Origin of the sequence: Corynebacterium sp. 122RC1 (assembly GCF_024580955.1) — a bacterium.
GTDB classification, from domain to species: Bacteria; Actinomycetota; Actinomycetes; order Mycobacteriales; family Mycobacteriaceae; genus Corynebacterium; species Corynebacterium kozikiae.
In genome coordinates, this window is the sequence record NZ_JANIKD010000017.1 from 1 (window position 1) to 18,610 (window position 18,610).

At 61.2% G+C, this 18,610-nt stretch carries 18 protein-coding genes; 9 read left to right on the top strand and 9 right to left on the bottom strand.

The genetic code is table 11. From position 1 onward, the window contains the following. Positions 1-80: 80 nt before the first annotated feature. From NQ050_RS08595 to NQ050_RS08610, 4 genes are all read right to left on the bottom strand, one after another. Positions 81-1,070, bottom strand: a complete 990-nt coding sequence (locus tag NQ050_RS08595) for a sigma-70 family RNA polymerase sigma factor (protein ID WP_306428371.1) — start codon at positions 1,068-1,070, stop codon at positions 81-83. A 248-nt stretch (positions 1,071-1,318) separates the two neighbouring features. After that, complete coding sequence (gene dtd, locus NQ050_RS08600) at positions 1,319-1,753, bottom strand: D-aminoacyl-tRNA deacylase (protein ID WP_257038891.1); 435 nt, start codon at positions 1,751-1,753, stop codon at positions 1,319-1,321. Positions 1,754-1,766: 13 nt separating this feature from the next. Next, positions 1,767-3,317, bottom strand: a complete 1,551-nt coding sequence (locus tag NQ050_RS08605) for a methyltransferase (RefSeq protein ID WP_257038892.1) — start codon at positions 3,315-3,317, stop codon at positions 1,767-1,769. A 53-nt stretch (positions 3,318-3,370) separates the two neighbouring features. After that, on the bottom strand, positions 3,371-3,886 hold the full coding sequence (locus NQ050_RS08610) for a DUF3099 domain-containing protein (RefSeq protein WP_257038893.1): 516 nt from the start codon (positions 3,884-3,886) through the stop codon (positions 3,371-3,373). A 59-nt stretch (positions 3,887-3,945) separates the two neighbouring features. On the opposite strand from NQ050_RS08610, the gene NQ050_RS08615 reads away from it, so the two are divergent. From NQ050_RS08615 to NQ050_RS08625, 3 genes are all read left to right on the top strand, one after another. Beyond that, a complete protein-coding gene (locus NQ050_RS08615; protein ID WP_257038894.1) occupies positions 3,946-4,185 on the top strand; it encodes a DUF3039 domain-containing protein in 240 nt (79 codons plus the stop codon). Beyond that, positions 4,182-5,915, top strand: a complete 1,734-nt coding sequence (locus NQ050_RS08620) for a DEAD/DEAH box helicase (protein WP_257038895.1) — start codon at positions 4,182-4,184, stop codon at positions 5,913-5,915. The genes NQ050_RS08615 and NQ050_RS08620 overlap by 4 nt, the downstream gene beginning before the upstream one ends. Positions 5,916-5,982: 67 nt before the next feature. Further along, positions 5,983-6,450, top strand: a complete 468-nt coding sequence (locus tag NQ050_RS08625) for an SRPBCC family protein (protein WP_257038896.1) — start codon at positions 5,983-5,985, stop codon at positions 6,448-6,450. Between the two features lie 71 nt (positions 6,451-6,521). Here NQ050_RS08625 and NQ050_RS08630 read toward each other — a convergent pair whose 3' ends face one another. Beyond that, positions 6,522-8,156, bottom strand: a complete 1,635-nt coding sequence (locus NQ050_RS08630) for an RNA polymerase sigma factor (protein WP_257038897.1) — start codon at positions 8,154-8,156, stop codon at positions 6,522-6,524. Between the two features lie 320 nt (positions 8,157-8,476). Next, positions 8,477-9,229 carry a polyphosphate--glucose phosphotransferase gene (gene ppgK / locus NQ050_RS08635; protein ID WP_257038898.1) on the bottom strand — a complete coding sequence of 251 codons (753 nt, stop codon included), beginning with the start codon at positions 9,227-9,229 and terminating at the stop codon, positions 8,477-8,479. Positions 9,230-9,308: 79 nt separating this feature from the next. Between ppgK and NQ050_RS08640 the strand changes: the two genes are divergently transcribed. Then, positions 9,309-10,214 (top strand): inositol monophosphatase family protein, encoded by a 906-nt coding sequence (locus NQ050_RS08640; protein WP_373456450.1) that lies wholly within the window; start codon positions 9,309-9,311, stop codon positions 10,212-10,214. Positions 10,215-10,557: 343 nt separating this feature from the next. Beyond that, positions 10,558-10,854 (top strand): DUF4193 domain-containing protein, encoded by a 297-nt coding sequence (locus tag NQ050_RS08645; protein ID WP_257038901.1) that lies wholly within the window; start codon positions 10,558-10,560, stop codon positions 10,852-10,854. 65 nt (positions 10,855-10,919) lie between these two features. Here the strand turns inward: NQ050_RS08645 and NQ050_RS08650 are convergent, their stop codons facing one another. Continuing rightward, on the bottom strand, positions 10,920-11,441 hold the full coding sequence (locus NQ050_RS08650) for a DUF3093 domain-containing protein (protein ID WP_373456449.1): 522 nt from the start codon (positions 11,439-11,441) through the stop codon (positions 10,920-10,922). Between the two features lie 215 nt (positions 11,442-11,656). Here NQ050_RS08650 and dut point away from each other — a divergent pair, with 215 nt between their 5' ends. From dut to dxs, 4 genes are all read left to right on the top strand, one after another. Beyond that, positions 11,657-12,094: a dUTP diphosphatase gene (gene dut, locus NQ050_RS08655; protein WP_257057928.1), complete on the top strand. Its 438-nt coding sequence runs from the start codon at positions 11,657-11,659 to the stop codon at positions 12,092-12,094. A gap of 74 nt (positions 12,095-12,168) precedes the next feature. Then, positions 12,169-12,978 (top strand): DUF3710 domain-containing protein, encoded by an 810-nt coding sequence (locus tag NQ050_RS08660; RefSeq protein WP_257038903.1) that lies wholly within the window; start codon positions 12,169-12,171, stop codon positions 12,976-12,978. 86 nt (positions 12,979-13,064) lie between these two features. Further along, complete coding sequence (locus NQ050_RS08665; RefSeq protein ID WP_257038904.1) at positions 13,065-14,375, top strand: class I SAM-dependent RNA methyltransferase; 1,311 nt, start codon at positions 13,065-13,067, stop codon at positions 14,373-14,375. A gap of 299 nt (positions 14,376-14,674) precedes the next feature. Next, positions 14,675-16,597 carry a 1-deoxy-D-xylulose-5-phosphate synthase gene (dxs, locus tag NQ050_RS08670; protein WP_257038905.1) on the top strand — a complete coding sequence of 641 codons (1,923 nt, stop codon included), beginning with the start codon at positions 14,675-14,677 and terminating at the stop codon, positions 16,595-16,597. A gap of 23 nt (positions 16,598-16,620) precedes the next feature. Here dxs and NQ050_RS11270 read toward each other — a convergent pair whose 3' ends face one another. Both NQ050_RS11270 and NQ050_RS08680 read right to left on the bottom strand, forming a co-directional pair. Continuing rightward, positions 16,621-17,862, bottom strand: a complete 1,242-nt coding sequence (locus NQ050_RS11270; RefSeq protein WP_257038906.1) for an HRDC domain-containing protein — start codon at positions 17,860-17,862, stop codon at positions 16,621-16,623. A 45-nt stretch (positions 17,863-17,907) separates the two neighbouring features. Further along, complete coding sequence (locus NQ050_RS08680) at positions 17,908-18,540, bottom strand: DUF3000 domain-containing protein (protein ID WP_373456448.1); 633 nt, start codon at positions 18,538-18,540, stop codon at positions 17,908-17,910. Between the last annotated feature and the right edge of the window lie 70 nt (positions 18,541-18,610).

The following is an 18,610-nucleotide window of genomic DNA, read 5'->3' on the forward strand; positions in this document are numbered from 1 at the left end:
GGCGGGAGCTTGGGCGGAGGTAGAGGTGGAGGAAAGGTCCGACTGTGAGAGCCAGCCACCTCGTTCCGAACCGACTTGGCCTACACAGCGTAGGCGCGCAGCTTGTCTGCTCGTGAGCCGTCACGCAGCTTGCTCATCACTTCACGTTCAATTTGGCGTACCCGTTCCCTGGAGAGCCCGAACTCGCGGCCGATCTGGTCCAGGGTGCGAGGGACGCCGTCGTCCAGACCATAACGCATACGGATCACATCTTGTTCACGCTGCTCAAGGGTGTCCAGGACGTCGCGGATGTCGGAGTGGCGTAGGGAAGCTACAACTGCGGATTCTGCGTCGGTTGCCTCGGAATCCTCGATGAAGTCACCCAGTGGGGCTTCCTCATCAGCACCCACGGGCATGTCCAAGCTCACTGGGTCACGGGACTGCCGCAGCAGCATGTCAATCTTGTCTTCCTCAATCCCCGACTCCTCGGCGAGTTCCTCATTGGTAGCTTCGCGGCCGAGCTGCTGATACATCTCGCGCTTGATGCGCGAAAGTTTGTTGACTTGCTCCACCAAATGCACTGGGAGGCGGATGGTGCGGGATTGGTCTGCCATACCGCGGGTAATGGCCTGGCGGATCCACCAGGTGGCGTAGGTGGAGAACTTGAAGCCCTTGGAGTAGTCGAACTTCTCCATGGCGCGGATCAACCCTAGGTTGCCCTCCTGAATGAGGTCCAACAGGGGCATGCCGCGGCCTGTGTAGCGCTTCGCCAGTGAAACTACCAGGCGCAGGTTCGCTTCAAGGAGGTGGGAGCGGGCCTTGCGGCCATCCTTGACAAGCACCTTGAGGTCACGTTTCATCGCTCGAGTCAGCGGTTGATCTGAGTTTTCCAGGAGGTGTTCTGCATACAGGCCAACCTCGATGGTCTTGGCGAGCTCAACTTCGTCCTCGGCCGTCAGCAACGCGGTCTTACCAATACCGTTGAGGTACACGCGGACCAGGTCTGCGGAGGGGTTGTCATTGCTATGGCCGCGGCGGCTTCCGCGGTCAACCTCTTCGGATTCAATCTCCTGCATGGATGGGTTGGTCATCCTCGCCTCCTTCAAAGCCGTTGTTGCGCGGTTGTCTTCCTGCGTTCACAGCAGCGCACCGAATGACAGTGCAAAACAGGCTGCCCATGCGTGGTGTGCACAGCGCCCTTACCGCGGTTCTACACAGCCCAACGGACTTGCCTTGAAATAAGTTCCCGAGCCATCCATGCGGCACAAAATTTGCTGCAAAAGAGCTGCCTTCCGACGTCACACTCCGCCCCCACATGGGGGCACACGCGTTCGCGGCGCTAGCACTCCACCAACAAAGTAAAGGGTCCTTCATTGACGCTGGAGACCCGCATCATCGCCCCAAAGCGCCCCGTTTCCACCGGAATCCCGCGCTCGCGCAATCCCCGCGCAATGCGGTCCATCACGGGTTCCGCTATCTCAGACTTCGCCGCGGCGGACCAAGACGGGCGCCGGCCTTTCTTGGTAGCTCCCATCAGCGTGAATTGGCTGACCAACAAAACGGGCGCGCCGGCATCTTCCACGCTGAGCTCGCCTTCGAGGATTCGCAATTCCGCAATCTTGCGCACCATGGTTTCCCAAGCATCGGGCGCATCCTCGCTGCCCACGCCAACCAGCGCGAGCACCCCACCAGTCTCTGGGGCGGAAATGGCTCCCACCACTTCACCGTCCACGGTAACGCTTGCCTCACTAACCCGAGTGAGCACTGCTTTCACTGAGAATCACCACCTATTCCACAAGCTCGGCAGGGATTACTAGGCCATGCCGTACCAAATCAGCAATCAGTCGCGGCAGCTCGCTCACAAGCTCGTCCGACTCTTCCTCACCGAGACCCTGGCTCAGCGCATATAACGCCCCAATTTCCTCCAAGCCTAGCCCCTGCGGGTGCAGGCCCTGCACAATAGTCTGCACGGCTTCATCAATCTCATGCGTCCACCGCGGCCCCTCGGTGCGGGTGAGGCGCCGCACCACATTGCGGAAGCCCTGGCCGGCTGCGTCGTCAGGCACACTCACTTCCTCCAGCGCGAGGCCCGGGCGCACCTGATAACGCGCAGCCAAAAGATCCTCGGGGGTTTGCTCGCTGAGCCACTGTGCTCGGGTGAAGTATTCCTCCACCTCTTGGCCCAGGCTGCCGGAAAATTGCTGGTTGAACTCTTCAAACACCAACTCGCTCGGAGTGTCCTCGTCCACTTTGTGCAGGAAAATGAACCCAAAACCGATGCTCTCCACCTCACGTCGGGCAAAATGCTCCAGCCAGGCGGTTGCGCGGAGTTGGCCTTCGGGGGAGCGAGGGTCGATGCTTTCATCGCGCAGCCACGTGTGCACATACAGTGCTGGGTCAGCAATATCCCTCTGCAGCACCCAGGCCCGCACGCCGTGGGAGGGCAGCCAGGAAGCGATGCGCGCCTGGGCTCGCTCGCTCGCGGTGTGCACCCAACTGCCCAGCAGAAATGCTGTTGCACCAAGCTCCAGGTGCTCCGGGCTTTGGCTGGTCACCAGGGCTGTGGCGCCGTCCAAATCCAGCCCGGAATCACGGTACACATGATCTACCTGCCCAAGGCCCACCACAAACGGTGGGTTCGCGATGATGCGTCCGAAGCGCCGCCCCGCCACAGGCTCAAACCAGCTTCCCTCGGCCAAGGTGATGTCAGTGCCGCTTGCCGACGCGGCCAAGGTGGCACGGGCAAGATCGAGCGCGCGCGGGTGGACGTCTGTGGCGACGATCTGTTCGGCGCATCCGAGCTGGCCCAACACCTGCACGCCCGAGCCGGTGCCTAGATCCAGCACGCTCGATACCGGGGAAGTGGGGGTGACGGACAACAACGAAAGGCTTGCGGCGCCCACGCCGAGCACATGGTCACTACTGGGAACGTGCTGGTAGATGATGGAGGCGTCGCGGTCTGAAAACACCCAATGGTCTTCACCCGCAATCGTATGAGGGCGGATATCAAACTGCGCGTAGAGCAATTCCGCTGAAGCGCCCGCGTTCGTAGCTGCTGCGAGTACACCCGTTTCCTGGAGCGTGGCTGCCAGATCTGCACCCAACAGCGCTGCGAGCTCCTCTGGGGTGATGCCCTGGTGTAAAGCAAACACGCGGACTGCCTGCGCCTGTGGGGTGTGATTCTCACGCAGGGCGAAGCTCACCGAGGCAGGGTCCCCGCGGTGGAGTGCCGCGAGGGCTGCGGCGCCCAACAAGGATTCCAGTCCGGAGGGGGTGTAGCCCACCGAGCGGAAGAACTCAGCGAGCAGTGCTGCCGCGAGGTGAAGGTGTGCAGTCACAGGGGTGTTCCTCGTTTTCTTTCAAATATTTCCGGTCGCAATAGGTCCTGCACTCAGGCTGAGGGAGGGGTGCTAGGCCGCGCTTGCTGCGTGGGGGCTGTGGCGCTGGCGTCGTCGTAAATCATGATCTCAGCATCGCGGCCTTCGGGCGGGCTTTGGGGCAGTGCGGGTGTGGAGCGTTGCTCGATCTCGAAGCGTGCCACCGCGGGTTTATACACTTTGGGCGCGCGGGAATCGCGGGGCTCGCCCACTCCATTGGCCACCACCACGGCGATCCAAGGCAGGGGCACCGAGATGACGAACAGCAGGGAGGACAGCCACCAATTTTCCAACCACACATACGTGGCTCCGGCGGCGAGAAGAAAAGGAATACGCAGGCCCTGCAGCCAAGCGTAGGCCCGTTCCCGGTGACGCAAGTTTTCCTGGGCGGAGCGCCTGGCATCCGTGACCAAAGCCGCCCTGTGACCCCGAAGCCTGCGCCAGAGGCGACGAGCAGGGCTGACCGTGCGGTGCTGCTCGGCTTGCGCGGGGTCATCGTGCCACACCTCATCGGGGCCTGAAACGGACATGGTTCATAGCCTAGCCCTTGAGTGTGCGTGAACGCTCCAAGTGGTGCAATATGGGTGGGGTGAGTACGAGCACCAAAACGATTGAGCGTCCCGAAATCCGGGAAGACCACGGGACGGATGATGACACCCCAAAGTTTTTCCACTATGTGAAGAAGGATCAGATCGTGGAATCTGCCGTATCCGGCCGCATGGTGGTGGCGCTGTGTGGGGAAACGTTCCCGGTGACCAAACAAGCCAAGCCGGGCAGCCCCGTGTGCCCTGACTGCGAACGCGTGTACCGAGGTCTGCGGAAAAAGTGAGTTCCAACCTTCGCGCTTGGCAGCAAGCAGCATTGGAGAAGTACCTCACCGAAAAGCCAAAAGACTTCCTGGCCGTGGCAACCCCTGGCGCTGGAAAAACTACCTTTGCGCTGCGCATTGCCACGGAGCTTTTGGGAAACCGCACGGTGGACCGAGTGATCGTGGTGGTTCCCACGGAGCATCTGAAAGTGCAGTGGGCGCTCGCTGCGGCACGGGTGGGGATCGCACTGGACCCCAAGTTCAAAAACACCGATGCGATCAATCCCCAGTACCAAGGTGTGGTGGTGACGTATGCCCAGGTTGCCATGCACCCCTACAAGCACTACGCCGTGGCCACCGCCAGGCGCACCCTGGTGATCCTCGATGAGATCCACCACGGCGGTGACGCCAAGAGCTGGGGCGACGGCATCCGAGAGGCCTACGCGGACGCCGAGCGCCGCCTCGCGCTGACAGGTACGCCATTTCGCTCCGACGATGCCGCCATCCCCTTTGTCCGCTACGAAGAAGACGGTGAGGGGCACCTGGTCAGCCAATCGGACCACACCTATGGCTATTCCGATGCGCTTGCCGACGGCGTTGTGCGCCCCGTGGTGTTCCTGGCCTACTCCGGTGAAGCCCGCTGGCGCACCAGCGCCGGGGAGGAATTTGAGGCGAGGCTCGGCGAGCCGCTGAACGCGGAACAAACCGCCAAGGCGTGGAAGACAGCCCTTGACCCCAAGGGTGAGTGGATCCCAGCCGTATTGCAGGCGGCGCACACCCGCTTGACGCAACTGCGCCAACACATCCCTGATGCCGGTGGCCTGGTGATTGCCACGGACAAGACAACCGCGCGCGCCTACGCAAAGATCCTGGCCACCATGTCCAGCACCCCGGTTGCGGTGGTGCTTTCTGATGAAGCCGGGGCCTCCGAACGAATCGAAGAGTTCAACGCCAGTGCGGATGAGTGGATGGTTGCGGTGCGTATGGTGTCCGAGGGCGTGGACGTGCCCCGTCTTGCCGTGGGCGTGTACGCCACCAGCTCTTCCACCCCGCTGTTTTTCGCTCAGGCGATCGGCCGATTTGTGCGCCTGCGCGCCCAGGGCGAATCCGCCTCCGTGTTCCTGCCATCCGTGCCGGTGTTGCTGGAATTGGCCGCCAAGCTGGAGCAATCCCGTGACCATGTGCTGGGCAAGCCGCACCGGGAAAAGGAAGGCTTTGATGATGACTTGCTTGCCCAAGCAAACAGGAAACTCTCAGAGCCCGATGAATTGAAGAAGTTTGAGTCGCTCGGTGCGGTGGCGGAGCTGGATGCCCTGATCTACGACGGCTCCTCCTATGGAACCGGCGCCATCGCTGGTTCCGCGGAGGAGGCGGACTACCTAGGCCTGCCCGGGCTCTTGGATGCGGAACAGATGCGGGCGCTGCTGCAAAAACGCCAGGCGGAGCAAATCGAAAGCCAGAGCTTGAAAAGGTCAGCAGCACAGCAACCTGGCGCACAATCCGTTTCGGCATCGGGTGCCGCCGCGTCCGCAGCGCCGAACGAGCAGGCACGCGCTGAGGAGGTGGCCAGCCAGGTCATCCCACGGCTGCGCAAGGAACTTAACAACCTGGTAGCCCACGCCGCTAGTCGCACGGGGCGCCCTCACGGTGCAATCCACACCGAGGTGCGCCAGGCATGCGGGGGTCCGGCAACCGCGCTGTGTTCCGCGGAGCAGCTTCAGGCGAGGATTGACTACCTGCGGCAGTGGTAGGCGGGCGCCGGCGGGGTAGGCATCTCGTGGTGCGTGCCATAGCCGCTGTGGGTGTTAGGCTTTGCCGGTGAACAATTTTGAAATGAAGCGCAGCGCAACGATCCACGCTTCGATTGAGCAGGTGCGTTCGATGATCAATAACCTGCATGCCTGGGAGCAATGGTCTCCGTGGCAGCAGCTTGATCCAGAGATGACCCAGACTTACACCGGCCCGGAGTCTGGCCCCGGCGCCCAGATGCACTGGGTGGGCAACAAAAAAGCTGGTGAGGGCCGCATGACTGTTGTCCATGACACCCCAACCCTGGTTGAGGTGGACATCCAATTCATCAAGCCCTTCCCGGCGCAGAACCGCAGCCACTTCGAGCTCGTCTCGGTGGGTGAGCACAATGAGCACACTGAGGTCACCTGGAAAATGACCGGTAAGCAGAGCGCGTTCATGAAGGTGATGTTCAAAGTGATGAAGATGGAACGCTCCATCGGTAATGACTTCAGCCGTGGGCTCGCTGCCCTCGACGCGGCAGTGCAGCAGGCGTAGCCGCAGCACCGAAACGCGAAACGACGCCACCAGGTCTACCAACACACCTGGTGGCGTCGTTTCGCGCTGTGCTAGTCCAGATAATCGCGCAGCACCTGCGAACGCGATGGGTGGCGCAGCTTCGACATGGTCTTGGATTCGATCTGGCGGATACGCTCACGGGTCACACCGTAGACCTGGCCGATTTCGTCTAAAGTGCGCGGCATGCCGTCGGTGAGGCCAAAACGCAGCTTCACCACGCCGGCCTCGCGCTCGGAGAGCGTGTGCAGCACGTCTTGGAGCTGGTCCTGCAGGAGGGTAAAGGAGACGGCGTCCACGGCGATGACGGCCTCGGAGTCCTCAATGAAGTCGCCGAGCTGGGAATCGCCCTCGTCACCGATGGTCTGGTCCAGGGAAATGGGCTCACGGGCGTACTGCTGGATTTCCAGCACCTTCTCCTCAGTGATGTCCATTTCCTTGGCCAGCTCCTGCGGCGTTGGCTCGCGGCCGAGGTCCTGCAGCAGCTCGCGCTGGATACGACCAAGCTTGTTGATCACTTCCACCATGTGCACTGGGATGCGGATCGTGCGGGCTTGGTCAGCCATCGCACGGGTAATGGCCTGGCGGATCCACCAGGTTGCGTAGGTGGAGAACTTGTAACCCTTGGTGTAGTCGAATTTCTCCACCGCACGGATCAGGCCTAGGTTGCCTTCCTGGATGAGGTCCAAGAACGCCATGCCACGGCCGGTGTAGCGCTTGGCCAAAGACACCACGAGGCGCAGGTTCGCCTCAAGGAGGTGGTTCTTTGCCTTGCGGCCATCACGGGCAATTGCGCGGAGGTCACGCTTGACTGCGGGGGTGAGTTTAGCGTCCTTGTCGCCGTTGGCGTATGCCTCCTCCATCTGCTCCATGCGGTAGGTGGCATACAGGCCGGCTTCAATTCGCTTTGCCAGAGACACTTCTTGTTCGGCGTTGAGCAGAGCTACCTTGCCGATCTGCTTGAGGTACGCGCGCACGGAGTCCGCAGATGCGGTGAGCTCGGCGTCCTTGCGTGCCTGGCGCAGATTCGCGTTCTCGTCCTCATCCCAGACGGCTGCGCCGGCGTCTTCTTCGTCGTCCTCGTCTTCTTCATCGTCGCCGCCACCGAGTTCATCGATCTCGTTGATGCCGCCTTCGATGTCTTCCTCGTCATCGGAGAAGTCCTCGTCAAGGTCTTCGGAAAGGTCGTCGCCCAGGTCGCCGTCGAGGTCAGCGTCTACATCAGCGTCCAAATCAACGTCGGCCTCAACAACGCCATCAGCGCCGAGCGCCCCTGCTAGCTCCTCCTTGTCTTCCGCCTCCGGGGAACCTTCTGCCTTGGTCGCGCGAGAAGTGGCCTTTTTCGCCGTCTTCTTTGCGGCCTTGGTGGCTTTCTTCGCGGTCTTCTTCGCAGCCGCCTTCGTAGCCTTCTTGGTTGTCTTCTTCGCCGCAACCTTTTTTGCCGTCTTCTTTGCTGGCTTTTCGGCCGCGCTGCGTTCCTCGCCGGCGTCGGTAGCGGCGTCGGTTCGGGCGCCGGCCGTGGTGGAGTCCGCTGATGGCTGGGCGTCTGCTGCCTCAACGCGTGGTGCTACCTTGCGGGCAACCTTCCGGGCAGACTTCTTGGCTGCCTTTTTCACGGTCTTTTTCGCGGTGCTTTGATCCGCGCTTGCCTCAGCGGTTGCATTCTCGGGAGAGTCAGTGGCTGCCACGAACGCCCTTTCGCTCGGAGTTGGAAAACTTCTTTTTGCACTACAGGGCATGCAACTGGCCGTCGGGGTGAGTAGTTTCAACGGTCAAGGTGTACGCCCCGCGGGGAGGGATGCCGGTTTGGAACGCCTCCGCCGAGTGCGGCACTCAATGGCAAGTGGGGGAGGGTGAGCCCCCACGAAACTATTGAGAAAGTGGATTGAATATGAATTGAACAAAGCGCCATTATAAAACAAGTTGCACATCTTTGTGCTGAGCGGCGCTTTGAACTGCCGGATTTAGCGCCCCAATCCCAACCAGTGGGTGCTGGGGCTGCGCCCACTTACGGGTGAACGTGCCCGGCAACTGCCATTGCGGCACCTACGATGCCAGCGCGGTTGCGCAGCTCAGCAGGGACTACGGGAGTGTTCACCTCGAGCTTGGGAATCCACTTTTCCGCCTTGCGGGAAATGCCACCGCCGGCGATGAACAGCGAAGGCCAGAACAGGCGCTCGTACTCAGCCAAAACAGTGTTGACGCGCTTGGCCCACTTGCCATAGCTCAGTTCCTCGCGGTCCTTCGCTGAAGAAGAGGCAAAGCTTTCAGCCTCAGCGCCATCAACCATCATGTGCCCGAGTTCGGAGTTGGGGAACAGCACGCCGTCGATAAGTAGGGCGGAGCCAATGCCCGTGCCGAAAGTAAGCAGGATGACTGCGCCTTCCTTCGCGCGTGGGTCACCAAAGTTCACCTCGGCAAGGCCCGCGGCGTCGGCGTCGTTGAGCACACTGATTTCACGATCCCCAAGTACTTCGGTGAACAGCTCGTTGCAGTCCGTGCCCACCCAGGAAGGATCGATGTTGGCCGCGGTCAGCGCCACGCCGCCACGCACCACTGCGGGGATCGTGATGCCAACCGGGCCTTCCCATTCCGCCTGCTGCACAATCTCGGCCACTGTTGCAGCCACTGCCTCAGGGGTAGCTGGCTGAGGAGTGAGGATTTTGATGCGATCACCGATGAACTCACCGGTGGAGAGGTCTACCTTGGCGCCTTTGATGCCGGAGCCGCCAATGTCAATGCCAAAACCAATGTTCGTCATGCCCAACAGTGTAGCCAGAACTCTCCCGCCGCCGCGCCAACCCCGCGCCCTAGGGATATCCTTGAAAAACATGACATTCATGACACCCGGTTCCCAGGCAATTGCCGACGCCGCCCAGCGTCACTTCACCCAAGGCTGCAGGGCGGAGCAAGGGGTGGAGAGGGCGGAGGGGGAGAAGCTGGAGCTGCTCGAACTCGCAGTTCGCACTGCATTAAGCGCAGCAGAACTCATCACACGCACCCGTGGGGAGCTCGGCGATCTCACCGCGTACACCAGTACGAAGAGCTCTGAGGTGGACCCGGTGACGGTGGTGGATCAGCAAGCAGAAGCACACATCGTGGGGTCCTTGTCTGCTGCCCGTCCGCGCGATGGTTTCGTGGGGGAGGAGGGGGCCCAGGCTGCGTCGGAAAGCGGAGTCACCTGGTATGTGGACCCCATTGATGGCACCGTGAACTTTTTGTACGGCATTGCCCAATATGCAGTGTCGATTGCTGCTGCGGAGGGGGAGCGGCTGCTCGTTGGTGTGGTGGTGAACGTGGCCACAGGCACGCTCTACGCTGCTGTGGAAGGGTCCGGCGCGATTGCGGTAAACGCGCGAGGTGTAGAAGTGTTGGCAGGGCCGCGCCCCGCGCCGCTGCAGCAGAGCTTGCTTGCCACCGGGTTTTCCTACAACGCGCAACGGCGGGCTGCCCAGGCCGAGCTGCTCACGCAATTGCTACCGCGTGTGCGCGACGTCCGGAGGATGGGGAGCGCCGCACTTGACTTGTGTGCGCTCGCAGCCGGGCAGGTGGACCTGTATTTTGAGCACGGGCTGCACTCCTGGGATTTTGCCGCAGGTGCGCTTATTGCAACGGAGGCGGGGTTGGCGATTCACCGCCCCAAGCTGGACACCCCAGGGGCCGATGGTGCGGCGATTGTTGGTGGACAACTGGAGAACGTCCGCGCCTTGGAACGGGTGATCGGGGGCAATCTTCCCTTAGGGTAGAAAATGTGCATTTTTGCTTTTCACGGCATATTTTTCTGGGTGTTTCTGAGGGGTTTGTGCAGGGGTAAACTTTGCCCCCTCGCGCCTTGAGGTGACAAAAAGGGGAAGTTCTTTTAATATGCGCCTCGACAACCAACGCATGTGGTGGTAGGAAGTAGCACACGCGCGCTGCACACGCATGTGGGCGGCTCAAGAAAATTCCCAAAATTTCCAAACCTTTCCAACCTCAAGTCCAGGCTTTTGGTCAGCAGGAACGGACCCGGGCAGGAAAGGGAAGGGATAAGACTCGCCTGCAAAGAAGGCACTGCTCCTTACTCCGCCTTGAACAAAAAGGACAACGATTATGGCGACTGACTACGACGCTCCGCGCCGCCGCATGGAAGACGATCTTGAAACCGATTCCCTGGAGGGGCTCAAGGCCGCGGAGGCAAATAAGAGTGACGTTGACGACGACGGCGAGCTCATCGACTCCTATGAGTTCCCCGCGATCGATGTCTCCGGTGAAGGCTTGGATGTCAAGCAGGTGGAGCCACGCAGGGCTGACGAGTTCACCTGTTCATCCTGCTTCCTGGTGCAGCGCAACAGCTTCATTGACCATGTAGAGGATGACGGCTCGGTTATCTGCCGAGACTGCGCATAGCGCTTCAAATCCCGCGCCCCACCACTGTTGATGATCATTGACGATCGTGGGGCGCCTTTTCGTGTTTATTGTCCAACTTGTTCCGCGCTGCGCGCGTGCGTGACGTCGGGAACGAACGCCTCCAAGAGGGCATCAGGGTCTTTAGTGGAGATCAGCCAATAGGGGGTGGGGTCTTCCGGGTCGTCGAGCACAAGCATTGCCATTTCGGGCACCCAGCCATGGGACACCAGGTAGGCGGCGGGGTCCAATTGACGCCCCATTGCGCTGCGCTTCGCGTTGGAAGGAACCGCGAGCGCGCGGGAAACCACCGTGTGTGGTAGGTTGGCCTCGCCTGCCACGAGCCACCTCACGCCGGTGGAATCCTCCTCAACGCGCAGCCGCGTCCCGGAAAGAGACAGCAGGATCCACACCGCTGCGGCGCTGAGCAGCACCGCAGGTACATACAGCCAGATTTCCGCGCGGTTCATGGCAAATTGCGCGGTGAGCAGAGCAACCAAAAAACCGGCGATGAGCCACCAATACCACGGCACCCACTGCCGTTCGCTGTAGAGCACCTTGATTTGGGAAGAGTCTTGCTGTTGCGTCACAAGCAGCAAGTGTATCCCACTAAAGTTGGAATCCCGGTAAATCCCCCAACGCATGTGCGCCCAGCCCGCGGCTTGCTTTCGCTCCCGGCTCCGTAGGCGGAATCCGGCAGAGGGGAGATGTTTGGGTTTGGGAAGGTAGGGTTGTTTGGGTGGAAGACAACTTGCAACAAGCGCAACCAGATCTACAAGTACAGCCTCCTGAAATCCTCCTCGAGGTGAAGAAGGTCTCCCTGCAGCGCCTGGATAAAGGGCTCCCTATGCCGGTGCGTGCACACCGCGGTGACGCAGGTGTGGACCTCTACGCGGCTTCGGATGCTGTGATCGCTCCTGGCCACCGGGTGCTCGTCGGAACGGGCGTAGCCATAGCCCTGCCGCTGGGGACCGTCGGCCTGATTCATCCTCGCAGTGGGCGCGCCCTGAAAGAGGGCTTGAGCGTGGTGAACACCCCGGGCACAATTGATGCCGACTACCGCGGTGAGATCAAAGTGTGCCTGATCAACCTGGACCCCTCTGAACCGATCACCATCACCCGGGGTGAGCGCATTGCGCAGCTTGTGATTCAACGCGTGGAACTTCCAGAGTTCATTGAGGTGGAAGAACTCGATTCCACCACCCGTGGCGCCCAAGGCTACGGTTCCACGGGCGTCAATTAGCCATCTGCCTTCGCGCGAGGCCCAGTGCCCAGACCCCTGAGAAGCCAACCGAAATGTAAAAGGAAGAATTAATTATGGCGTGGCCATTTTCCAAGAAGCGTACCGACGAAACCCCAACCGCCGATCAACCAACCACAGATCACCCGGCCGCTGGAATTGAGGGAGAAACCCCTGCGGCCGAGGCCGTTGAAGCAACCCAGGTGGGTGATTTTCACGCAGACGAGCAGGTTGCGCACGACCCCGTGAGCGGGGAAATGGGCCCCTACGACGCGGGCCTGGTGAACCCCCAGGAGTTCGATTTCTCCGATTTCTCCGACGGCGTCTTGAACCTCGGCTCGCTCATCGTGGCGCTTCCACGCCCCAGCGAAGTGCAGGTAGAGATGGGTCCACAGGGGCCAAAGATGCTGCACATCCTCACCGAGCATGGCAGGCTCACCCCAGTTGCCTTCGCAGCTTCCAAAACGGATGGGCATTGGCGCGAGCACACCAAGGTGGTAGCAGAGGACATGCGTGCCCAAAACCTGCACGTCACCATCGAACAGGGCCCGTGGGGGCGTGAAATTGTGGGCAAGCCAGAGCAGGAAGGCGCAGGCATCATCCGCATCATTGGTGTAGATGGCCCACGCTGGATGCTGCGCATGACCACCGCAGCGCCCGCAGACAAGGCCGAAGCCATGGCTGAACTCGCCCGTGAAGTAGTGGCACGCACCTTTGTGGTCCGCGGCAACAACCCAATCCTTGCGGGCAACTCACTGCCAGTAACCCTGCCTGAGCCGCTTGCCAAGCAGGTGCAGCAAGAGATGACGCGCCGGGCACAGCAGCAGAACGAGCAAGCTCAGCAGAACCAGCAAGCTCAGCAGGAGCAGCAGCCAAATCAGGAGTAGGCCAACAACGCTGCGCCCCACACCAACCATTCACTGAGACTCTCCCCGGACTCTCCCCCCGAGCACATTTGAAAAGTCAGGCAATCATGGACCAGCACCAACCCGCATTAGAAGTGGGGGCACAACTCGAAGCCCTCATCACCACCATGGCCCATGGTGGGGAGGGCATCGCCCGAGTGGCCGGCCAAGTGTTGTTCGTCCAAGGAGGATTCCCTGGGGACAAAGTGTTGGTACGCGTGGATCAGGTAAAAAAGCGATTCGCTCGCGGTCATGCGGTGGAGATCCTCGAGGCTTCTCCGAGCCGTAGTGAGCAACGCTGCCAGGCGGCCGCACAGGGCGGTGGGTGCTGCGACTTCGGAGCCCTGAACCCAGCCAGCGAACTTGAGTTGAAAACCCAAGTGCTGCGCGAGCAGCTTCAGAAAGTGGGCAGGTTTGCCGAGTTGCCAGAGATTAGCCAAGCTGCGTTTGGGGAACCAACGGCGTGGCGCACCCGAGTGCGTTTGGGGGTGGACAGCTCAGGTGTTGCAGGCGTGCGCAAGCTCCATTCCCGTGAGGTGCTTGCAGGCGTGCCGTGTGCACAAATGCCCCAAGAGTTAGCTGATGCGATTTTTGCACAACGATTCACTCCCGGCAGTGAGGTTGTGGGTGTGCTCGATGCCCTCGGCCAGGTCCACATCGTGGAAGTCACCGCACCCGCACGCGGCAAGCGCGCCGAGCGCACGGAACGGGTAGTTCTTGGCTCTGGCATTGTCACGGAGCAGGTGGGCGATGTCCGCTTTGAGCTTCCAGCCACCGCCTTCTGGCAAGCCCACAAAGGGGCAGCTCAGTTGTATGCGGACGTGATTTTCCAGTGGGTAAGAAAGTGGGATGGGGCCACTGCTGGGCTGGAACTTCAGCAAGACCAGGCCGCAAGGCTCGTCGGTTGGGATTTGTACGGCGGCGCAGGAGCCTTTGTGGCGGCTTTGGGCGATGGGTTGGCGTCGATACGCCCAGATGCCAACACCGCCGTCCCCTCTGTCCTCGTGGAGTCTGTGGAGCTTGCACCCCAGGCTGCGGCAGCCGGCAAACAGGCGTATGCGCAGGTGGACGGCTTCGAGGTACGTTTCCACAGTGAGAAGGTGGAACGGGCCGTCAAGGGCCTGCTCGCGCCACACGCAGTGGTGCTGGATCCGCCGCGGGTAGGGGCAGGTGCTGAGGTGATCGCCCAGATTGCGGCGGCACAACCCAACATTGTGGTGCACATAGGCTGCGATCCGGCAACGTTTGCACGAGACGCCTTGGCGTGGCGTGAAGCCGGGTACGAACTGGAAGAAGTGCAGGTGGTCAATGCTTTTCCAGGGACCCACCATTTTGAAACGCTCGGCAGGTTGCGCCCCGTGCGCTCAAGCCACGAGTGACACAATGAGGGCCACAACGAGTGCCACAAACCGCCAGAAACACAGTTTTTGGAAGCCAGCTTGTAGAATGCAAGTAGATTTGTGCCCGCACTGCGCGGGCGTCTGCGCCTAAGTGGCATTCGTGCTGCTGGGGAGTGTGGCCAGCCCCGCACTTCGGCGTGGGAGATCCTGTTGTTGCGTCCCTGTGGCGAACTCAATGACCCTGTGGCGTACTCACCTCAGTGGAGCGCCACCTGCGGTGCTTACCGCGGCATCGGGCAGGACATCGGTATGTAGAGAAAGGTGCGATCGTTTCACCCATGGGAATCCTTCAACGCATTTCCTCGCCCGCAGACCTCAAGAAGCTCAGCGGTGAAGAGCTTGAACAGCTCGCCAGAGAAATCCGCGACTTTCTCGTGGAAAAGGTCTCCGCCACTGGCGGGCACTTGGGCCCCAACTTGGGTGTGGTGGAGCTCAGCATTGCGATGCACCGGGTGTTTAGCTCGCCCGCTGATGCCATCATTTTTGATACCTCGCACCAGTCTTACGTCCACAAGATTCTCACCGGGCGCATGGAGGGCTTTGACAACCTGCGCCAGCAAGGTGGTCTCTCCGGCTACACCTGCCGTACAGAGAGCGAGCATGACTGGACGGAATCTTCTCACGCCTCAGCAGCGCTTTCCTATGCCGACGGCCTTGCTAAGGCCTTTGAGATTCAAGGCACTCCAGAGCGCAACGTGATCGCAGTGGTGGGCGATGGCGCCCTGACCGGCGGTATGTGCTGGGAGGCACTGAACAACATTGCCACCTCCAAGGAACGCAACGTGGTGATCGTGGTCAATGACAACGGCCGCAGCTACTCACCAACCATCGGTGGCTTTGCGGAAAACCTCGCTGACCTCAGGATGAAGCCCTTCTACGACAAGGTGATGGAACAAGGGAAGTCCACGCTCAAATCCCTGGGCTGGATGGGGGAACGCACCTTCGAAGCGCTGCACGCCTTCAAAGAGGGGGTGCGCTCCACTGTGTTCCCCACGGAAATGTTCCCCGAGCTCGGGATGAAGTACGTGGGGCCCGTGAACGGGCACAACCTCAAAGCCGTAGAACACGCCCTGCGCTACGCCCGCGACTATGAAGGCCCAATCATCGTCCATGTTGTCACGGAAAAAGGCCGAGGCTACGCGCCTGCGGAAAACGACGTCGCCGAATTGATGCACTCCACCGGGGTCATCAACCCCAAAACCGGAGAACCCGTGGGCACCAAGAGCCCGGGCTGGACCTCAGTGTTCAGCAAGGCACTCGTGGAGGCGGGCAAACGCCGCGAGGACATCGTCGCAATCACCGCAGCCATGGCAGGCCCCACCGGGCTCACGGCATTCGGTGAGCAGTTCCCCAAGCGCTTTTTCGACGTCGGCATCGCCGAACAACACGCCGTCACTTCCGCGGCAGGGTTGGCGCTGGGCGGCCTGCACCCAGTGGTAGCGATTTACTCCACCTTCCTCAACCGCGCATTCGACCAATTACTCATGGACGTGGCACTCATCAACCAGCCCGTGACCATTGTGCTGGATCGCGCCGGGATCACCGGTTCCGACGGTGCCAGCCACAACGGCGTGTGGGACTTCTCCCTGGCGAGCATCATTCCCGGGATTCAAATCGCCGCACCCCGTGACGGCGAAGCCCTGGTGGAGCAATTCAATGAGGCCCTGGAAATCACCTCTGGGCCAACCGTGGTGCGCTTCCCAAAGGGCAATCTTCCGGAGGTCATCGAGCCACTGAGCGTGCTTGAAGACGGCGTGGAGGTGCTGCATTACACCGACGCGGCAGACGCCTCGGAGGACACCCCGAACGTGCTCATCGTGGCCGTTGGCCCCATGGCAACCGAGGTCAAGGCAGCAGTCCCGGCAATCGAAGCATTAGGCGTTGGCGTGACGGTGATCGACCCTCGCTGGGTGGCACCAGTGCGGGCGTCGGTGCTCGCCCTCGCAGACGACCACGACCTTGTGATCGTGGTGGAAGACGGCGTGGTCCACGGTGGCATTGGGGCGCTGATCGCCTCCGCCGCCAACGCAGCGAGCATCGACACCCCGATGCGCAATATCGCCTTCCCCGAAGTTTTCCCAGAGCACGCCACGCGTGAGCAGCTCATGGATGCTTTTGGCATGAACGCAGAGGGCATTGCAGAGCAAAGCACACAGTGGATCAGCGAGCTTTTCGGTGAACTCGCCAGCACGGAGGACTAGCGCAGAAGTTTAGGCTCGCGCCCTTATGCACGCTGGTCGATGAGCGCGTGCACAAGCACTTCGAGCACCGCCTCGCGCTGCCACGGCCGCGCACCTGCCTGCCTGAGCGCGTCGTGAATCTGCGAACGATTGTGAAGCTGCCCCAGCACCACCGCACTCCAGACAACCTCCCTGAGTACGGCGGGGGTGAGCAGAATGTCGAGCGGGACGTCAAGGGAACTGGCGATTTCCCGCAGCTCAGCCTCCACTTGGCCGTAGCACTTGTACGCATCCGGGGCGAGCGCCTGCCATTGGTTGCGCGGTGGCACCTTGATGTGGTCGCTGCCGGCGGTGAAGCTGGAACTGGGCGCGAGTTCTGGATAGCTGTGCTTCGGCGCGCGCAAGGTGTCCAGGATGCACCCCACAAAGCTATGCATCCACGCTGGTCGGGTGGCTTGTGGGGGAAGGAGCCGCTGGGCGTCGCGCCAACCCCGCGGAAGCTTGGACGCCAAGGTGATCAGGTGGGAGTCTTTCAACACTTGCGCCACAGGAAGATCATGTTCCTGGGCGATGCGCTCTCGAACCTGCCACAACGCCTGTGCCGCCGCGAGCTGCTGCCTCGTGCGCAAGCGATGCACGCCCTTGATGTCCAACCATGTGCGGGAGGGGGATTGAAAGTGCTGGTAGAGGTGCGTTTGCCAGGCCATTTCCTCCTCGAAGATCCGCTGCTTACCTTGGGCGTGGATTTCTTGGCGCAACACCTCATCGATGGCATTGAGGTAGAACACATCCATTGCCGCGTAGTGTTGCCAGGAAGTGGGGAGCGGGCGGCTAGCCCAATTTTCCTGACCAAAACCCTTAGCGAGGTGCACCCCAACGCAGTGTTCCGCGAGCGTGGCCAAGTTCACCTTGGGCAAATCCAGAATCCTTGCGGTGATCTCCGTGTCCACCACGGATCCCGGGGTCAGCCCCAGTGTGTGCAGGTTAGGAAGGTCATTTGCACCTGAATGAAGCAGCCAGTCTTGGCCGTTGAGAAGCGTTGCCAGGTGCTCGGCAACGGCCTGAGGTTGCAGGTGAGCATCAAACAAAAAGGTCCCAGCGCCCTCACGCGCGATCTGCACCAAGCAGGCATCGGGGGAGTACTGGTGTGAGGGAGCTCTTTCGACGTCCACAGCGTACCTTCCCCTCCCGGAGGCTAGGTGCGTTGCGGCTGCTTCAATTGCTGCGGGGGTATCCGCGAGCACAAAGGTGCGGTCTGCTGGCGGTTGTGCTGAAGGTGCGTTCACTGTGCTTGCTGCGTTGGTGGGCCTGGGTGTTGGACGTGCCCAAAACTATGCCCGGGGCCCGAGCTCAACCACGCCCTCCGGCGGGAGGCCAGCAACATTGGCAAGCACATAGGAAAAGGCTTCAACGTGCGCAGCGAGGTCAGTGCCTTGGGCGGTCCAGGACGCGCGCATCTCAATTTGGTAGGCGCGTGGTGGCCCGCCGATTTCCCCAAAACGGACGGAAGCCGTGGAGGTGACGGTACCCCCGAGGTTGGTGTGCTCGGCTTGAGCTTGGGATAGGCCTTCGGAGAGCCACTCCCAGGCAACATCTGGGAGCATGGGGTCGTTGGCTACGGCATCGTCCATGTCTGCCTGGATGTATGCCACCAGGCGCATCGAGCCCTCCCAGGATTCCTCAGAGGCGGGATCGTGCAGCAAAATGAGCCGACCGAACGCATCACCGTGTGTGTCCAATCGGGTGGCGTCGGAAAGCTCCTCCTCATGGAGAATTTCGAGGCCGATAGCGTGGCTGAAGGGGGCGAGGCGTTGCGGTGGGCGGATGGTGCCCAAGCTGATTTCGGGGCGCAGACGAGCGCTGTGCATCGACTCAACCGCCTGGGAAAATTCACGCGGCGTCTGATCGCTGCCAACCTGGGTTGGTGAGGGCGCGATCTTTGGCGTTGCATGGATCTCATTCACAGTGTCAACCTATCCGCAACTGCGGTGGCTTAGGGGAAGGCACGCCGAGAGGGGGTGTGTTTGGCCAGAA